Annotated in this window: 14 protein-coding genes; 5 read left to right on the plus strand and 9 right to left on the minus strand. The window is 65.6% G+C overall.

Features of this window, described 5'->3' with window-relative positions:
• Nucleotides 1–31 precede the first annotated feature (31 nt).
• The 5 genes from P7F68_RS05725 to P7F68_RS05745 form a co-directional block, all read right to left on the minus strand.
• The gene (locus P7F68_RS05725) at nucleotides 32–1165 is read right to left on the minus strand and encodes an acyl-CoA dehydrogenase (RefSeq protein WP_277831408.1); all 1134 of its coding nucleotides are present in this window, start codon (nucleotides 1163–1165) and stop codon (nucleotides 32–34) included.
• Between the two features lie 81 nt (nucleotides 1166–1246).
• Nucleotides 1247–2455 carry an acetyl-CoA C-acetyltransferase gene (locus tag P7F68_RS05730; protein ID WP_277831410.1) on the minus strand — a complete coding sequence of 403 codons (1209 nt, stop codon included), beginning with the start codon at nucleotides 2453–2455 and terminating at the stop codon, nucleotides 1247–1249.
• 43 nt (nucleotides 2456–2498) lie between these two features.
• Nucleotides 2499–3641, minus strand: a complete 1143-nt coding sequence (gene can, locus P7F68_RS05735) for a carbonate dehydratase (protein WP_002931298.1) — start codon at nucleotides 3639–3641, stop codon at nucleotides 2499–2501.
• Nucleotides 3642–3689: 48 nt separating this feature from the next.
• Nucleotides 3690–4157 carry a PaaI family thioesterase gene (locus P7F68_RS05740; protein ID WP_198291784.1) on the minus strand — a complete coding sequence of 156 codons (468 nt, stop codon included), beginning with the start codon at nucleotides 4155–4157 and terminating at the stop codon, nucleotides 3690–3692.
• A 91-nt stretch (nucleotides 4158–4248) separates the two neighbouring features.
• A complete protein-coding gene (locus P7F68_RS05745) occupies nucleotides 4249–4692 on the minus strand; it encodes a MerR family transcriptional regulator (protein ID WP_002931301.1) in 444 nt (147 codons plus the stop codon).
• A gap of 171 nt (nucleotides 4693–4863) precedes the next feature.
• Here P7F68_RS05745 and P7F68_RS05750 point away from each other — a divergent pair, with 171 nt between their 5' ends.
• Genes P7F68_RS05750 through P7F68_RS05760 form a run of 3 tightly spaced genes read left to right on the plus strand, consistent with a single transcriptional unit; the run spans nucleotide 4864 to nucleotide 8232 of the window.
• On the plus strand, nucleotides 4864–5877 hold the full coding sequence (locus P7F68_RS05750; protein ID WP_002931305.1) for an MBL fold metallo-hydrolase: 1014 nt from the start codon (nucleotides 4864–4866) through the stop codon (nucleotides 5875–5877).
• A 33-nt stretch (nucleotides 5878–5910) separates the two neighbouring features.
• Complete coding sequence (phaC, locus tag P7F68_RS05755; RefSeq protein WP_277831431.1) at nucleotides 5911–7734, plus strand: class I poly(R)-hydroxyalkanoic acid synthase; 1824 nt, start codon at nucleotides 5911–5913, stop codon at nucleotides 7732–7734.
• 60 nt (nucleotides 7735–7794) lie between these two features.
• Nucleotides 7795–8232, plus strand: coding sequence for a putative toxin-antitoxin system toxin component, PIN family (locus P7F68_RS05760; protein ID WP_277831433.1), 438 nt, complete (start codon nucleotides 7795–7797; stop codon nucleotides 8230–8232).
• Here P7F68_RS05760 and P7F68_RS05765 read toward each other — a convergent pair.
• Complete coding sequence (locus tag P7F68_RS05765; protein WP_277831829.1) at nucleotides 8210–9046, minus strand: helical backbone metal receptor; 837 nt, start codon at nucleotides 9044–9046, stop codon at nucleotides 8210–8212. The genes P7F68_RS05760 and P7F68_RS05765 overlap by 23 nt on opposite strands.
• A gap of 266 nt (nucleotides 9047–9312) precedes the next feature.
• Here P7F68_RS05765 and P7F68_RS05770 point away from each other — a divergent pair, with 266 nt between their 5' ends.
• Together P7F68_RS05770 and P7F68_RS05775 are read left to right on the plus strand one after the other, a co-directional pair.
• Nucleotides 9313–10281, plus strand: coding sequence for a TAXI family TRAP transporter solute-binding subunit (locus P7F68_RS05770; RefSeq protein WP_002931309.1), 969 nt, complete (start codon nucleotides 9313–9315; stop codon nucleotides 10279–10281).
• A gap of 111 nt (nucleotides 10282–10392) precedes the next feature.
• Nucleotides 10393–12999, plus strand: coding sequence for a TRAP transporter permease (locus P7F68_RS05775; RefSeq protein ID WP_277831436.1), 2607 nt, complete (start codon nucleotides 10393–10395; stop codon nucleotides 12997–12999).
• Between the two features lie 80 nt (nucleotides 13000–13079).
• Here the strand turns inward: P7F68_RS05775 and P7F68_RS05780 are convergent, their stop codons facing one another.
• The 3 genes from P7F68_RS05780 to P7F68_RS05790 form a co-directional block, all read right to left on the minus strand.
• Nucleotides 13080–13535: a PilZ domain-containing protein gene (locus tag P7F68_RS05780; protein ID WP_277831438.1), complete on the minus strand. Its 456-nt coding sequence runs from the start codon at nucleotides 13533–13535 to the stop codon at nucleotides 13080–13082.
• Nucleotides 13532–14164, minus strand: coding sequence for a thiol:disulfide interchange protein DsbA/DsbL (locus P7F68_RS05785; RefSeq protein WP_002931313.1), 633 nt, complete (start codon nucleotides 14162–14164; stop codon nucleotides 13532–13534). The genes P7F68_RS05780 and P7F68_RS05785 overlap by 4 nt, the downstream gene beginning before the upstream one ends.
• 74 nt (nucleotides 14165–14238) lie before the next feature.
• Nucleotides 14239–14838, minus strand: a complete 600-nt coding sequence (locus P7F68_RS05790; RefSeq protein ID WP_277831442.1) for an SPOR domain-containing protein — start codon at nucleotides 14836–14838, stop codon at nucleotides 14239–14241.

The raw sequence follows: 14838 nt of genomic DNA on the forward strand, positions 1-14838 counted from the left end.
CCCCTGCTCCGCGCCGCCGACGGCGCCGCGATCAGCTCGTCAGCGCGCGTCCGATCACCAGCTTCTGGATGTCGCTCGCACCTTCGTAGATCTGGCACACGCGCACGTCTCGGTAGATGCGCTCGACCGGGAAGTCGGTGACGTAGCCATAGCCGCCGTGCACCTGGATGGCATCCGAGCAGACGCGCTCGGCCATCTCGGAGGCGAACAGCTTGGCCATCGAAGCCTCCTTGAGGCAGGGGCGGCCGGCGTCCTTGAGGGTAGCTGCGTGCCACACGAGCTGACGCGCGGCCTCCAGTTGCGTCGCCATGTCGGCGAGGCGGAAGTTGACCGCCTGGTGCTCGAAGATCGGCTTGCCGAAGCTCTCGCGCTCCTGCGCATACTTGACCGCCGCCTCGAGCGCGGCGCGCGCCATGCCCAGGCACTGCGCGGCGATGCCGATGCGGCCGGCCTCCAGGTTGGAGAGCGCAATCTTGTAGCCCTCGCCTTCGGCACCGATCACCGAGTCGGCCGGGATGCGGCAGTTCTCGAACAGGATCTGGGTGGTGTCGGAAGCCTTCTGGCCCATCTTCTCCTCGATGCGGCCGACCTGGTAGCCAGGCGCATCAGCCGGCACCAGGAAGCAGGTGATGCCCTTCTTGCCGGCGCTCTTGTCGGTCACCGCGAACACGATGGCGACATCGGCATGCTTGCCGGTGGTGATGAACTGCTTGACGCCGTTGAGCACCCACTCGTTGCCTTCGCGGACCGCGCTGGTGCGGATCGCCGAGGCATCGGAGCCGACATGCGGCTCGGTAAGGCAGAAGCAGCCGAGCTTCTCGCCACGGGCGAGCGGCTTCAACCAGGCCTCCTTCTGCGCATCGTTGCCGAAGCGGTTGATGATCCCGCAGGGCAGTGAGTTCTGCACGCTGACGATGGTCGAGGTGGCGCCGTCGCCAGCCGCGATCTCTTCCAGCGTCAGCACCAGGCTCATGTAGTCCATGCCGGCGCCGCCCCACTCTTCGGGCACCACCATGCCGAGCGCGCCGAGTTCGGCGAGCTCATTCAGCGCCTCGCGCGGGAAGGTGTGGTTGCGGTCCCATTCGGCGGCGAAGGGGGCCAGGCGCTCCTGCGCAAAGGCGCGCATCGAGTCGCGGATGAGTTCCTGTTCCGGGGTAAGAATCATTGCACTGCTGTCCTTGTAGAAATCTCTGCTGGGAGCGCAGCAGGGCCACCTCGTGGGCGTCCCCACTGCCGCCGTTCGGAATCAGCCGCAGGCCACCGCGGCATCGACCTCGATCGCCATCGCCGTGGCCTCGCCACCGCCGATGCACAGGCTGGCCACACCGCGCTTGAGGCCGCGCTTGCGCAGCGCGCCGATCAGCGTGACCAGGATGCGCGCACCCGAGGCGCCGATCGGGTGACCGAGCGAGCAGGCGCCACCATTGACGTTGACCTTGTCGTGAGGCAGCTTCATCTCGTGCATCGCCGCCATGGTGACGACTGCGAAGGCCTCGTTGATCTCCCACAGGTCGACGTCGTCGGCGCTCCAGCCAGCCTTCGCCAGCACCTTCTGCATGGCCCCCACCGGCGCGGTGGTGAACCACTGCGGCTCCTGCGCATGAGTGGCATGGCCGACGATGGTGGCGACCGGCTTGAGGCCGAGCTTGTCGGCGGTGGACCGGCGCATCAGCACGAGGGCGGCGGCACCATCGGAGATCGAGCTCGAGTTGGCCGGGGTCACCGTGCCGTCCTTCTTGAATGCGGGCTTGAGGCCCGGGATCTTGTCGATCTGCGCCTTCAGCGGCTGCTCGTCCTTGTCGACGAGGACATCGCCCTTGCGGCCCGGCACGGTGACCGGTGCCACCTCCCAGGTGAAGTCTCCGTTGTTGATTGCTGCCTGGGCACGGGTGGTCGAGGCGATCGCGAACTCGTCCTGGGCCTGGCGGCTGAAGCTGAAGTGGCTGGCGCAGTCCTCTGCAAAGGTGCCCATCAGGCGCCCCTTGTTTTCCTTCGAGTAGCTGTCTTCCAGACCGTCGAGGAACATGTGGTCGAACATCTGGCCATGACCGAGGCGGTAGCCGCCACGCGCCTTCGGCAGCAGGTAGGGGGCGTTGGACATCGACTCCATGCCGCCGGCGACCATCACCTCGTTGCTGCCGGCGAGGATGAGATCGTGGGCCAGCATGGTGGCCTTCATGCCCGAACCGCACACCTTGTTGATGGTGGTGCAGCCGGCCGACAGCGGCAGCCCTGCACCGAGCACGGCCTGGCGGGCGGGCGCCTGACCGAGGCCGGCAGGCAGCACGCAGCCCATGATCACTTCCTGTACCTGCTCGGGTGCCAGGCGGGCGCGCTCCACCGCTGCCTTGATGGCGATAGCGCCGAGCTGCGGCGTGGTCAGGCTGGACAGCTCGCCCTGGAAGCCGCCCAGCGGCGTGCGGGCGACGGACACGATGACGACGGGATCGGACATGCAGTTCTCCTGTTGAGGCTGTTCGAATGAAGTGTGGATACGCTCAGCTACCGAGCGTCTCGAGCGCTGCCATGTAGCGCGGCAGCAGGTCTTCGCGACGACTGACGTTGAGGCCGAGATCTCGGATCAGGCCGTCCTTGAGGCCGTAGATCCAGCCGTGGACGGTGAGTGGCTGGCCGCGCTGCCAGGCGTCCTGCACCACCACGGTCTGGGCAACGTTGAGCACCTGCTCGAGCACGTTGAGCTCGCACAGGCGGTCGTGGCGCAGTTCGGGCGGCAAGGCGTTGACCTCGTCCAGATGGCGGACGTGGACGTCCTGCACGTGCCGCAGCCAGAGGTCGACGAGGCCGACGCGGGCACGCTCGAGCGCGGCCTTGACGCCGCCGCAGCCATAGTGGCCGACGACCATGATGTGCTTGACCTTGAGCACATCGACCGCGTACTGAACCACGGCAAGGCAGTTGAGGTCGGTATGCACCACCACATTGGCGACATTGCGATGGACGAAGACCTCGCCCGGCAGCAAGCCGACGATCTGGTTTGCCGGCACACGCGAATCGGAACAGCCGATCCACAGATAGTCCGGCGTCTGCAGATGCGACAGCTTCTCGAAGAAGCCGGGGTCGAGTTGCTGTACCTGACGTGACCAGGCCTGGTTGTAGTCGAAGAGGTGGAACAGGTTCTCGTTGCGGACCTCGTCCTCGGACCAGGTGGCAAGGTCGAGGGCGAGAAAGATCGTGCCTTCGATCGGTGAGGGGTAATAGGCAGGCGCCTCGGTGAAGCCGAGCTCGCGGTAAAGCTTCAGCGCAATGCGCATCGCCGGCTGGGTGTCGAGCAGGATGCGCCGGTAGCCCAAGGACTGGGCCGCCTTGATCGCCTCCATCGCGAGCTGGCGGCCAAGGCCATGACCACGCGCATCGGGATCGACATAGAGCCGCTTCATCTCGCACACGCCCTCCGAGAAGCGGCGAACGCCTACGCAACCGGCCGGCCGGCCATCGAGCTCGGCGTAGAACAGCCGGCCATCGGCTTCTCCATACGCCCCGGGCAGGTTGGCAACCTCGTCTGCAAAGCCCTGGTAGCTCAGGTCAACGCCCAGCCAGGCCGCATAGTTGCGGAAAAACTGGCGGACATGGCCGATTTCGACGGTATCCGACGCGCCGAGTGCGATGATGCGACTGCTCATTCAACTTTCCCCCTGGGTTTCTTCAGGCGGCGCTACGCCCGGCTGCCCTCAGCCAGATCGCTCGCTCTTGCCCTGCATGGCCATGATGGTCTGCTGCATGATCGCGCACAAGGTCCATTGCTCGTCACGGATGGCGAACACCTCGGCACGCGTGATGATCAGCGTGCGGCCCGGCTTGATCACCTCACCGCGTGCTACCAGGCGCTGGCCGTCTGCAGGGGCAACGAGGTTGAGCTTGTACTCAACGGTGAGCACGCTGGTATCAGCGGGGGTCAGTGTGTTGGCGGCATAGCCCGCGGCCGAATCGGCGATCATGCCGACCACCCCGCCATGGATATAGCCGTGCTGCTGCGAGATCTCGGCCTTGAACGGCAGATGGATCTCGGTGTAGCCGGGCTCGACGATCGCCAGCTCTGCACCGATCAGTTGCATTGCCTGCTGCAGGCCAAAGCTGGCACGCACACGCGCAGCGTAGCCCGGGTCCTTGGGCTGGAACTGGGGCATCTCCGGTCTCATGCGTCACCTCTTCAGTCGATTGGGGGCTCTTTCCCGTGCTTGACGTTTACGTTAACGTAAACTCCAGCGCAAAAAAAGCGGGCGAGCGCTTTCAGCTCACGCTTGCCCGCTGGATGCGACGCGCGAGTTCGGCGCGTGCAGCGGCGGCGCCCTCCGCGTTGTCGCCGAGCAATGCCTGGCACTGCTGCTCAAGCATGTCGATTTCGTCCAGCACTGCCTCGATGTCCTTGCGCTGCTGCTCGAGTGCAGCGCGGCGCACAGTAAGTACGCCCAGAAAGCGCTGCAGCTGCGTGCTCGAGTTGCGCACGCCGCCGTACATGTCGAGCAGTTCGCGGATCTCGGCAAGCGAGAGGCCGAGCCGCTTGCCACGCAAGGTGAGCTTGAGACGGGTGCGATCGGCCTTTGTATAGACGCGCGCCCGGCCTGCGCGAGCCGGGGTCAACAAACCCTGGTCCTCGTAGAATCGGATGGCACGCGGGGTGATGTCGAACTCGCGCGCAAGTTCGGTGATGGAATAGGTTTCTTCGTTACCCATGTTCAGTTAAGCCCGCGGCGCAGGCAACAGCTGCGCAGACCGACATCAAACCCTTGTTTTGTCTGAAAATAACAACACAATCGCAAAAGTTAAACAGATTCCGGGCCATTCTTCAATCGGCACCCACCGGCCACGCCCCCCGACCACAACCTGAGCGCAAGAACGCGAACCATGCTTAGCTACCCGATCGACCAACTTCCCGACGCCGGCCACACGCTCGAAATTGCACCCGGCGTGCGCTGGGTACGCATGAAGCTGCCCTTCGCCCTCGATCATATCAACCTGTGGCTGCTCGATGACGGCGACGCGCTCACCGTCATCGACTGCGGCTACGGACAGGACGACACGCGTGCCGCATGGACGGCGATCTTCGCTGCCGACCCGCGCCCGGTGCGCAGGGTGATCGTCACCCACCACCACCCCGACCACCTCGGCCTCGCGACCTGGCTGGCGGCGCGCGATGGTGCCACGATCCACATGACACAGGGGGAATTCCTCGCCGCCCACGCCATCTGGCATCAGCTGCCGGGCTACTGTGTACCGGACATGGTCGCTCAGTTCCGCCGCCATGGCCTCGACGCAGCACGGCTCGAAGCCCTTGGCGCACGTGGCAACGCCTACCGGCGCGGCGTGCCCGAACTGCCCGGCACGTTCAGCCGGTTGTTCGCCGGCAGCGAGCTGCAGATCGGCGGCCACAACTGGCGTGTCATCGTCGGCCACGGTCATGCCCCTGAACATGCCAGCCTGCACTGTGCCGAACTCGGCATCCTGATTTCAGGCGACATGCTGCTGCCGCGCATCTCGACCAACATCAGCGTCTACGCGGCCACGCCGGACGACGACCCGCTGGGCTGGTTCATCGACTCGCTACGGGCACTATGCACATTGCCCGAATACACGCTCGTGCTACCATCGCACGGCAAACCTTTCAAGGGCATCAGGGTCCGCGTGGACCAGCTCATCGAGCATCACCGCGAGCGCTGTGGCGCGCTGCTCAATGCTTGCAGCACGCCCAGCAGCGCGGGCGACCTGCTCGGGACGCTGTTTCCCCGCGAACTCGATACCCATCAGGTCATGTTCGCCATGGGGGAGGCCATTGCCCACCTCAACCATCTCGAGAGGCAGGGAGCACTCTCGAGAGAGGTCGATGCGAGCGGCCTGGTCCGCTTCACCACTTGCCGTTAGCCCGCCCCGCGCGACCACAGGAGCCCAAACAACATGGCTGCACCCAGCAACGACCCCCAGAAGGCAGAACTGCCCGATCCGCAAGAAGTCGCCAAGACCTACGCCGAGGTGGCGCGCCGCGCCTCGCACCTGATCAGCGACCATGTGCAACGCCAGCTCAAGAAAGGCGTCTCTGCGCCAGCCGACGAGCTCGGCATCGCCCAGGCCTTCATGGACATGATGGCCAAGCTGCTGTCGAACCCCTACAAGCTCGCCCAGGCGCAGATGAACCTGGTGTGGGACTACTTCTCGCTGTGGCAGCACTCGATGATGCGCTTCGCCGGCCTCAATGCCGCGCCGGTCGCCGCACCCGAGAAGTCCGACAAGCGTTTCAAGGACGAGGAGTGGGAACAGCACTTCCTGTTCGATTTCATCAAGCAGTCCTACCTCATCGCCGCCCGTCACATCCATGACACGGTGAGCTGTGTCGATGGTCTCGACGACCAGACGCAGAAGAAGGTCAACTTCTACACCCGCCAGTACATCGATGCCCTGTCGCCGTCGAACTTCGCGATGACCAACCCCGAGGTCTTCCGCGAAACGGTCAAGAGCCACGGCCAGAACCTGCTCAAGGGCCTCAACAACCTGCTGCGCGACGTCGAGGACGGCGGCGGCAACCTGCGCGTGAAGATGACCGACACCACGGCGTTCGAGCTGGGCAAGAACGTCGCCACCACGCCGGGCAAGGTCGTGTTCCAGACCGAGATGATGCAGCTGCTGCAGTACACGCCGAGCACCGACAAGGTGCTCAAGAAGCCGCTGCTGATCGTTCCGCCCTGGATCAACAAGTTCTACATTCTCGACCTGCGCGAGAAGAACTCCTACATCAAGTGGGCGGTGGACCAGGGCCACACCGTATTCGTGATCTCCTGGGTCAACCCGGACGAGCGCCTGGCCGAGAAGAGCTTCGACGCCTATGTGCAGGAAGGCGTCGTGGCCGCACTCGAAGCCATCGAGAAGCAGACCGGCGAGAAGGAAGTCAACGCCGCCGGCTACTGCCTGGGCGGCACCCTGCTCGCCACCACCCTGGCCTACCTTGCCGGCAAGCGCCAGAAGCGCATCGCCTCGGCGACCTTCTTCACCACGATGACCGATTTCACCGATCCGGGCGAGCTCGGCGTGTTCATCGACGAAGGCCAGGTCACCAGCCTCGAGAAGAAGATGTTCGAGCGCGGCTATCTGGAAGGTTCGGAGATGGCCGGCACCTTCAATATGCTGCGCGCCAACGACCTCATCTGGTCCTTCGTGGTCAATAACTACCTGATGGGCAAGGACCCGTTCCCGTTCGATCTGCTGTACTGGAACTCCGACTCCACGCGCATGCCGGCGACCATGCACAGCTTCTACCTGCGCAGGATGTACATGGAGAACCGCCTCATCGAGCCGGGCGGCATCGAGATCGACGGCGTGCCGATCGACCTCAGCAAGATCAAGGTGCCGTGCTACTTCATCTCCACGATCGAAGACCACATCGCACCGTGGAAGAGCACCTACATGGGTGCGCGCCGCTTCGGTGGCCCGGTGCGCTTCGTGCTCGGCGGTTCCGGCCACATTGCCGGCATCGTCAACCCGCCCGCCGCCAACAAGTACGGCTACTGGATCAACCCGGCTGCCAAGCTGGCCGAAACCGCGGACGCCTGGTTCGAAGGCACGCAGCAGCACCCGGGCTCCTGGTGGACCGACTGGCAAGCCTGGGTCACGTCGCATGACGGCGAACAGGTCGAGGCGCGCGATCCGGCCAAGGGCAAGATCAAGCCGATCGAGGACGCTCCTGGCAGCTTCGTGAAGATCCGCGTGGACGCCAAGGCTGCCGCCTGAGCCTTGCCTAGCCACTCCGGGGAGGGGAAACCCTCCCCTTTTTCGTTGACGATCGACCCGATGACGCATCCAGACGTCCGCCTGGTACTCGACACCAATACCGTGCTCGCACTGTGGATGTTCCGCGACCCAGCGCTCGCCGCGCTGCGCGACTGGATCGAACGCAGCCGGCCGCCTCTGCTGGCGTGCACAGACACGCTCGGCGAGTTGCGTGCCGTGCTCGGCTACGCCCAGTTCGGCCAGGGCCTCGAGGCCCGCGAAGCACTGCTGTCGGCCTACCGCGGACGGATTCGCGAGATCGCGATGCCGCCTGCCCCGACACTGCCGGCCTGCAAGGATCCCGATGACCAGAAGTTCCTCGAACTGGCCGTGGGCGCCGGCGCGACCCACCTGCTCACGCGTGACCGCGCACTGCTGAAGATGGCGCGCAGGCGCGGTATCTCGGGCCTTCTCGCCATCGTCACGCCCGAGGCGTTCAGCCGCCAGCTCGCTCCCTGAGGCTGCGGCGAAGGGCACACAGGTAGCGCAGCCCCTCCGCGGCCCGGCTGCCGTACCAGGAAACCATCTCGCCGTCGACGAGCTGGGCCGGGAGGGCGGACAGACCGGCAACTTCGGTCACATGCAGGTCGCGAAACCTGTAGGGCTCGCTCGACAGCAGCACGCGCTCCACCTGCGCGAGCCAGGGCTCACCCCACTCGAAGGCGGGGTAGCGCGCTGCGCCCTGCGCACCGCCATGGCGCGCCGGCAGGGTCTCCCAACCGACCTCGGCGAGCGTCGCCGCGATATAGGTGTCACGCGCCACCGTCATCCACGGCTCGCGCCAGATCAGATAAAGAACGCGCTCGTCATCGAGCTCCGCACGCAGCGCAGCGGCCTCGTCGAGGGCTGCGCGCAACTCGGCGGCAAGCAGCGCGGCACGCTGCGCGGCCGAGAACACCCCGCCCAGCAGATCGAAGAGGCGCAAGTTGTCCTGCGGGGAGCAGGGATGCGTGACGACGATGTGGGGCACGAAGGCGGCAAGCTCGTCCACCGTCTCACGCCTGTTCTCGTCGATGTTGACCAGCACATGGGTGGGCTCGAGCTCGCGAATTCGCTCCAACCGGACGTCCTTGGTGCCCCCTACTTTCGGCACCGCACGCAGCGCTTCGCGCGGGTGCACGCAGAACCCCGTGCGACCGACCACTTGCCCGCCAAGGTCGAGCGCAAACAGCAGCTCGGTGAGCGAGGGCACCAGCGACACGATGCGCGCATCACTGTCCGCCCGTTCATGGCGCTGCCCGCCATCGTCGTCCCAAGCCTCCCTCCCCGTCACTCCTGGCTGCTGTGCAATCAACGTATGTCCTCCACATCCGGCAGCGCATTGTAGTACGCCTCAAAGCGCGCTCCACTGCGCCCTGCGGGAAACCCGACTAGCGCCGACACGCAGGTTGTGAAAAGCTGTCGGCTCTTGCGTTGGCCGATCGACAGCCTGTCACGCCATGATCTGGTGTCCTGCCGCGCACGCCCTCGTGACGGACACCCCCGGCACGTGCGGGCGACCACGCTCTCACCCTCGTTGACACGACCCAGGAGGAATCCATGAAGAAACTGACCGCCATTGCCGCTGCCTTTGCCCTCGTCGGCACCCTCGGTGCCGCACCGGCCCAGGCACAGCAGAAGTTCGTCACCATCGGCACCGGTGGGGTCACAGGCGTCTATTACGCCGCAGGCGGCGCAATCTGCCGTCTGATCAACAAGGACCGCGCCCAGCACGGCCTGCGCTGCTCGGTGGAGAGCACCGGCGGCTCGGTGTACAACGTAAACACCATCAAGGCTGGCGAGCTCGACTTCGGCGTCGCCCAGTCCGACGTGCAGTTCAACGCCATCAACGGCAAGGCACAGTTCGCCGAAGGTGGCGCCGTGTCCGACCTGCGCGCGGTGTTCTCGCTGCATCCTGAGCCGCTCACCATCCTCGCCCGCAAGGAAGCCGGTGTCGCGAAGATGGAAGACTTCAAGGGCAAGCGTTTCAACGTCGGCAACCCGGGTTCGGGTCAACGCGCCACGATGGACATGCTGCTGCCCGCGATCGGCATGTCGACCTCGGACTTCTCGCTGGTGTCCGAGCTGCGCCCGGATGAGCATGGCTCGGCGCTGTGCGACAACAAGATCGACGGCTTTGCCTTCGTTGTCGGCCACCCGGCGGCGAACATCCAGGACGTGACCACGACCTGCGGCGCCAAGCTGGTGTCGATCACCGGAGCCGGCGTGGACAAGCTTGTGGCTGAGCACCCCTATTTCGCCAAGGTCTCGATTCCGGGCGGGATGTACGCCAACAACCCCGATCCGGCTGAAACCTTCGGCGTGGTGGCGAGCTTCGTGACCTCGGCCAAGGTACCGGCTGACACCGTCTACACGATGGTCAAGGCCGTGTTCGAGAACTTCGAGGATTTCAAGAAGCTGCACCCTGCCTTCGCCAACCTCGATCCCGCGCACATGATCAAGGACGGCCTGTCGGCCCCGCTGCACGAGGGTGCGGTGAAGTACTACAAGGAGAAGGGCTGGATGTAAGTCCGCCGGCCGGCACCCTTCGGGCGGTGCCGGATGCTCTTCAGACAACGGCGGCGGGCGCCCAGCCCCCCGCCGTTGTCGTCTCCGATCCGACTTCGAGGGGCGCTGCTCATGACCCGCAAAAATGACAACAAGGACAACTTCGAGCTGTCCGACGAAGAACTGCAGAAAATCGTTGCCGAAGCCGATACCGGCGGACGCAAGCCCACCGGCCTGACTGCCAACGTGCTGCTCGTGGTGGCGCTGGCATGGTCGCTGTTTCAGCTCTGGATTGCCTCGCCGCTGCCGTTCTCGCTCGGCATGTTCGTGTTCAACGACACCGAGGCACGTGCAATCCACCTCGCCTTCGCCGTATTCCTGGCCTTTGCGGCCTACCCCGCGCTCAAGCGCTCGCCACGCGACCGCGTGCCGATCCAGGACTGGCTCCTCGCCGGCGCAGGGGCCTACTGTGCGGCCTACCTGTTCCTGTTCTACCGCGAGCTGTCGACCCGCCCCGGCCTGCCCACCGACATGGACATTGCCACCGCCGTGGTCGGCCTCACCCTGCTGCTCGAGGCCGCGCGCCGCGCACTTGGCCTGCCGATGGTGATCCTCGCCGTCGTGTTCCTGTGCTACATCTTCTTCGGCCCGTACATGCCCGACGTGATCGCCCACCGCGGCGCCTCGCTGGCCAAGGGCATGAGCCACATGTGGCTGACCACCGAGGGCGTGTTCGGCGTGGCACTCGGCGTGTCGACCAGCTTCATCTTCCTGTTCGTGCTGTTCGGTGCGCTGCTCGAGACCGCAGGCGCGGGCGCCTACTTCATCAAGTCGGCGATCGCGCTTCTCGGCCACATGCGCGGCGGTCCGGCCAAGGCCGCCGTGGTCGCATCGGCCAGCACCGGCCTGATCTCCGGCTCGTCGATCGCCAACGTGGTCACCACCGGCACCTTCACGATCCCGCTCATGAAGAGCGTGGGCTACCGTGCCGACAAGGCGGCGTCGGTCGAGGTCGCCTCCTCGGTCAACGGCCAGATCATGCCCCCGGTGATGGGCGCCGCGGCCTTCCTCATGGTCGAGTACGTCGGCATCACCTACGTGCAGGTGATGAAGCACGCCATCCTGCCCGCGCTGATCTCGTACATCGCGCTGTTCTACATCGTGCACCTCGAGGCCCTGAAGATGGACCTGAAGGGCCTGCCGCGACGCGAGCCGCTGCCTTGGCAAAAGGCGGTGATCACGACGCTGATGACCTTCTCCGGGCTGGTGATCCTGTCCGCGGTGATCTACTGGGGCTTTGGCTGGATCAAGGACCTCTTTGGCGACGGCGCCTTCATCGTGGTCGGCGTGCTGATGCTCATTGCCTACATCTTCATTGTCCGCCATGGCGCGAAGTACCCCGAACTGCACCTCGAGAAGCCGGGCGAGACCATGGAGTACCTGCCCGAGATCGGCCCCACGCTCAAGTCCGGCCTGCACTTCCTGCTGCCGGTAGCAGCGCTGATCTGGAACCTGATGGTCGAGCAGCTCTCGCCCGCGCTGTCGGCATTCTGGGCGACGCTGTTCCTGATGTTCATTCTCGTCACCCAGCGCCCGCTGTTCGCGTTGTTCCGCGGCACCGGTGCGCTCGGCGCCGCAACCCGCCAGGGCTTCCACGACCTGCTGTCGGGTCTGGTCACCGGCGCGCGCAACATGATCGGCATCGGCATCGCCACCGCCACCGCAGGCGTGATCGTCGGCACAGTGACCCTGACCGGGATCGGCCTGGCGATGACCGAGCTGGTCGAGGTACTCTCGGGCGGCAACCTGATGATCATGCTGGTGCTGGTCGCAGTCATCTGCCTGATCCTCGGCATGGGGCTGCCGACCACGGCGAACTACATCGTGGTGTCGTCGCTGATGGCGCCGGTGATCGTCGAGCTGGGGGCGCAGAGCGGGCTGCTGGTGCCGCTGATCGCGGTGCACCTGTTCGTGTTCTACTTCGGTCTGATGGCCGACGTGACGCCGCCTGTGGGCCTGGCCTCTTATGCCGCGGCCGGCATCGCCAAGAGCGACCCGATACGCACCGGCCTCACCGCATTCGGCTACAGCCTGCGCACCGCAGTACTGCCCTTCATGTTCATCTTCAACACGCAATTGCTGCTGATCGGCATCGACAGCAGCTTCCAGCTCGTGCTGACGATCGTCACCGCCACGGTGGCAAGCATGATGTTCGCCGCGGCGACCCAGGGCTTCTTCATCGCCAGGAACCGCATCCACGAGACCATCCTGCTGTTGCTGGTCACCTTCACCCTGTTCCGGCCCGGGTTCTGGATGGACATGCTCTATCCGCCCTACGACGAGGTCGCGCCAACCGAGCTCAGCCGGCTGGTGGAGGAGGCACCGCGCAACGGCAAGCTGCGGATATGGATCGAAGGCATGAGCCTGGAAGGCCGCGACATCTCCAAGGGTGTGCTGCTACCGCTGGGCGAGCGCGGCCCGGCACGCGAACGGCTCAACGCGATGGGCCTGACCGTGATGTCCCTTGGCGACGATGTCCAGATCGCCGCGGTGCGCTTCGGCAGCCAGGCGGAGAAGCTGGGCCTCGAGCAGGGCTTCACCATCACGACGATCGAGCTGCCCTCGGGTGAGCGCCCCGCCAAGGAGTGGATGTTCGTCCCAGCCTTCGTACTCCTGGGCCTGGTCTATGCAATGCAGAAACCCAGACAGCGGCGCCGGGAAACCGAAGCCGAGGCCTGAGCCCGCTACGCAGAAAGGCCGCCCCTCCGGTTGGAGCGGGCGGCCTTTTCATGTGCAGTAAGCGCGCGCTGCGCGGGCGCTCAGATCAGCGAAGGGCCATCCACGATTGCCGCCGCATCCTTCTCGGTGATGCGCACGCTTGCGTTCATGATGACCAGGGCGATCAGCCAGTCGTGCAGGCGCTCACGATCCCCGCCCTCGAGCGCAACGAAGCGGCAACCCGCCTGCGCCGTCGCAGCGATGCAATTGACGACCTGGGCGCGCCCCCTGATCAGATCCGGCACCCCCTCTCGATGCAGCACGAAGCCGAACAGGGCGCCCTCGGCCAAGCCGGCTTCGGCACCGACCGAGAAGCCCTCGACCGAGATGTCGCGCAAGGCCCGGCGACCCAGGCCGTCGATATCGACCCAGAAGCAGGGCTCGCCACGGCGCAGCGCAAGGAAGCGCTGGATGCGCCTGCGCTCGCCGCTGTCCTCGCCGGACTCACCCGCCGACGGCTGAGCGGGACTGGGCACGCCCGACTGGACGACGCTCATTTACCCTTGCGCTCCTCGCGCACACGGGCGATGAGCTGGTCGGTCACCTTGAGCGTATTGACGTGGCTGCCACTGAGCGAGGCAGACGTCACATATGTGCCATCGATGACCACGGTGGGAACACCCTGGACCTTCATCGCCCGCGCGAGCTGGTCCGCGCGCTGCACCAGCGAATTCACCCCGAAGGACTTGTAGGCATCCATGAACTTGGCCGGGTCGGCCACCTTGCCACTCACCCACTCACGCACCTGCTCCTCGGTAAACAGCGGGCGCTTTTCCTCCTGAACAGCCACGAACACCGCACCGTGAATGGCGTCGAGCTGACCTGACACCTCGGCCGCGTAGTAAAGGCGCGCAAGCCCGGTGAGCTGTGCGTTGTTCCAGATCGCCGGCACTGCGCGGAAGGACACGTCCTCGGGGAGCTTCTTTTTCCAGTCGCTGATCAGCGGATCGAAATCACGGCAGTGCGGGCAGCCGTAGTGGAAGAACTCGACGACCTCGATCTTGCTCGGGTCATCCCCCTTCTGCGGCGGATTCAACACGGTGAACGGGCTCTGCGCCCAGCTCACGGATGCGGTCGGCAAGGCTAGGGCGAGGGCGCTGAGTTTGAGTGCATCACGACGATTCATGCTGTGCTCCGTTGGCTGTCAGGTCAATCAGACGCTGCGGTGTGCCGGGCGTTCCCGGCCGCCACATCTGGAGATCAAGGGTTGCCGCGGCTTACCGAGGCATTGAAGCCGGCCTCGGCCAGACGCGCGCGCATCGGGTTCATGTCCTCGGGACGCGCGAAGGGGCCGATCCGGACCCGGTGCACCACCCGCCCATCTTCGAGCTGGGCGCGCTGGGCGCTGGCCTGGATGCCGGACAGGGCCAGGCGGGCCTTCAGGTTGTCGGCCTCGCTCGGATTCTCGAACGCTCCGACCTGCAGGTACAGACGCTCGACCGGTCGCGCGACTGCATCCTCGACCGGCGCCTGGAGGGACGGCGGGGTGGTCGGGGCCTGGGCCTGGGCCTGGGCCGGCACGTTCTCACCCTGCGGGAGGATGCGGTAGAACTCGAAATCCTGCTTGACCACCGGGCGATCGCCCGGCTTGCCCGGCAAGGCCGCGGGGCCGTTGTCGGGCGCCTGCACGCGCGGCGCGACCGGCGCGGGCTGGAAAGGGTTGGCACGGGTGAAGTACCAGGCGGCACCGGCTGCGATCAGCGCACCGAAGACCAAGCCGATGAAAATGCCGATCAGCGTCCCGCCGGCGCTCCTGGCCGGCGCGCGGGCGGCACGCACCGGCTTGCGGTCTCGACTCAC

Origin of the sequence: Thauera mechernichensis, from assembly GCF_029588855.1 — a bacterium.
GTDB lineage: Bacteria > Pseudomonadota > Gammaproteobacteria > Burkholderiales > Rhodocyclaceae > Thauera > Thauera mechernichensis.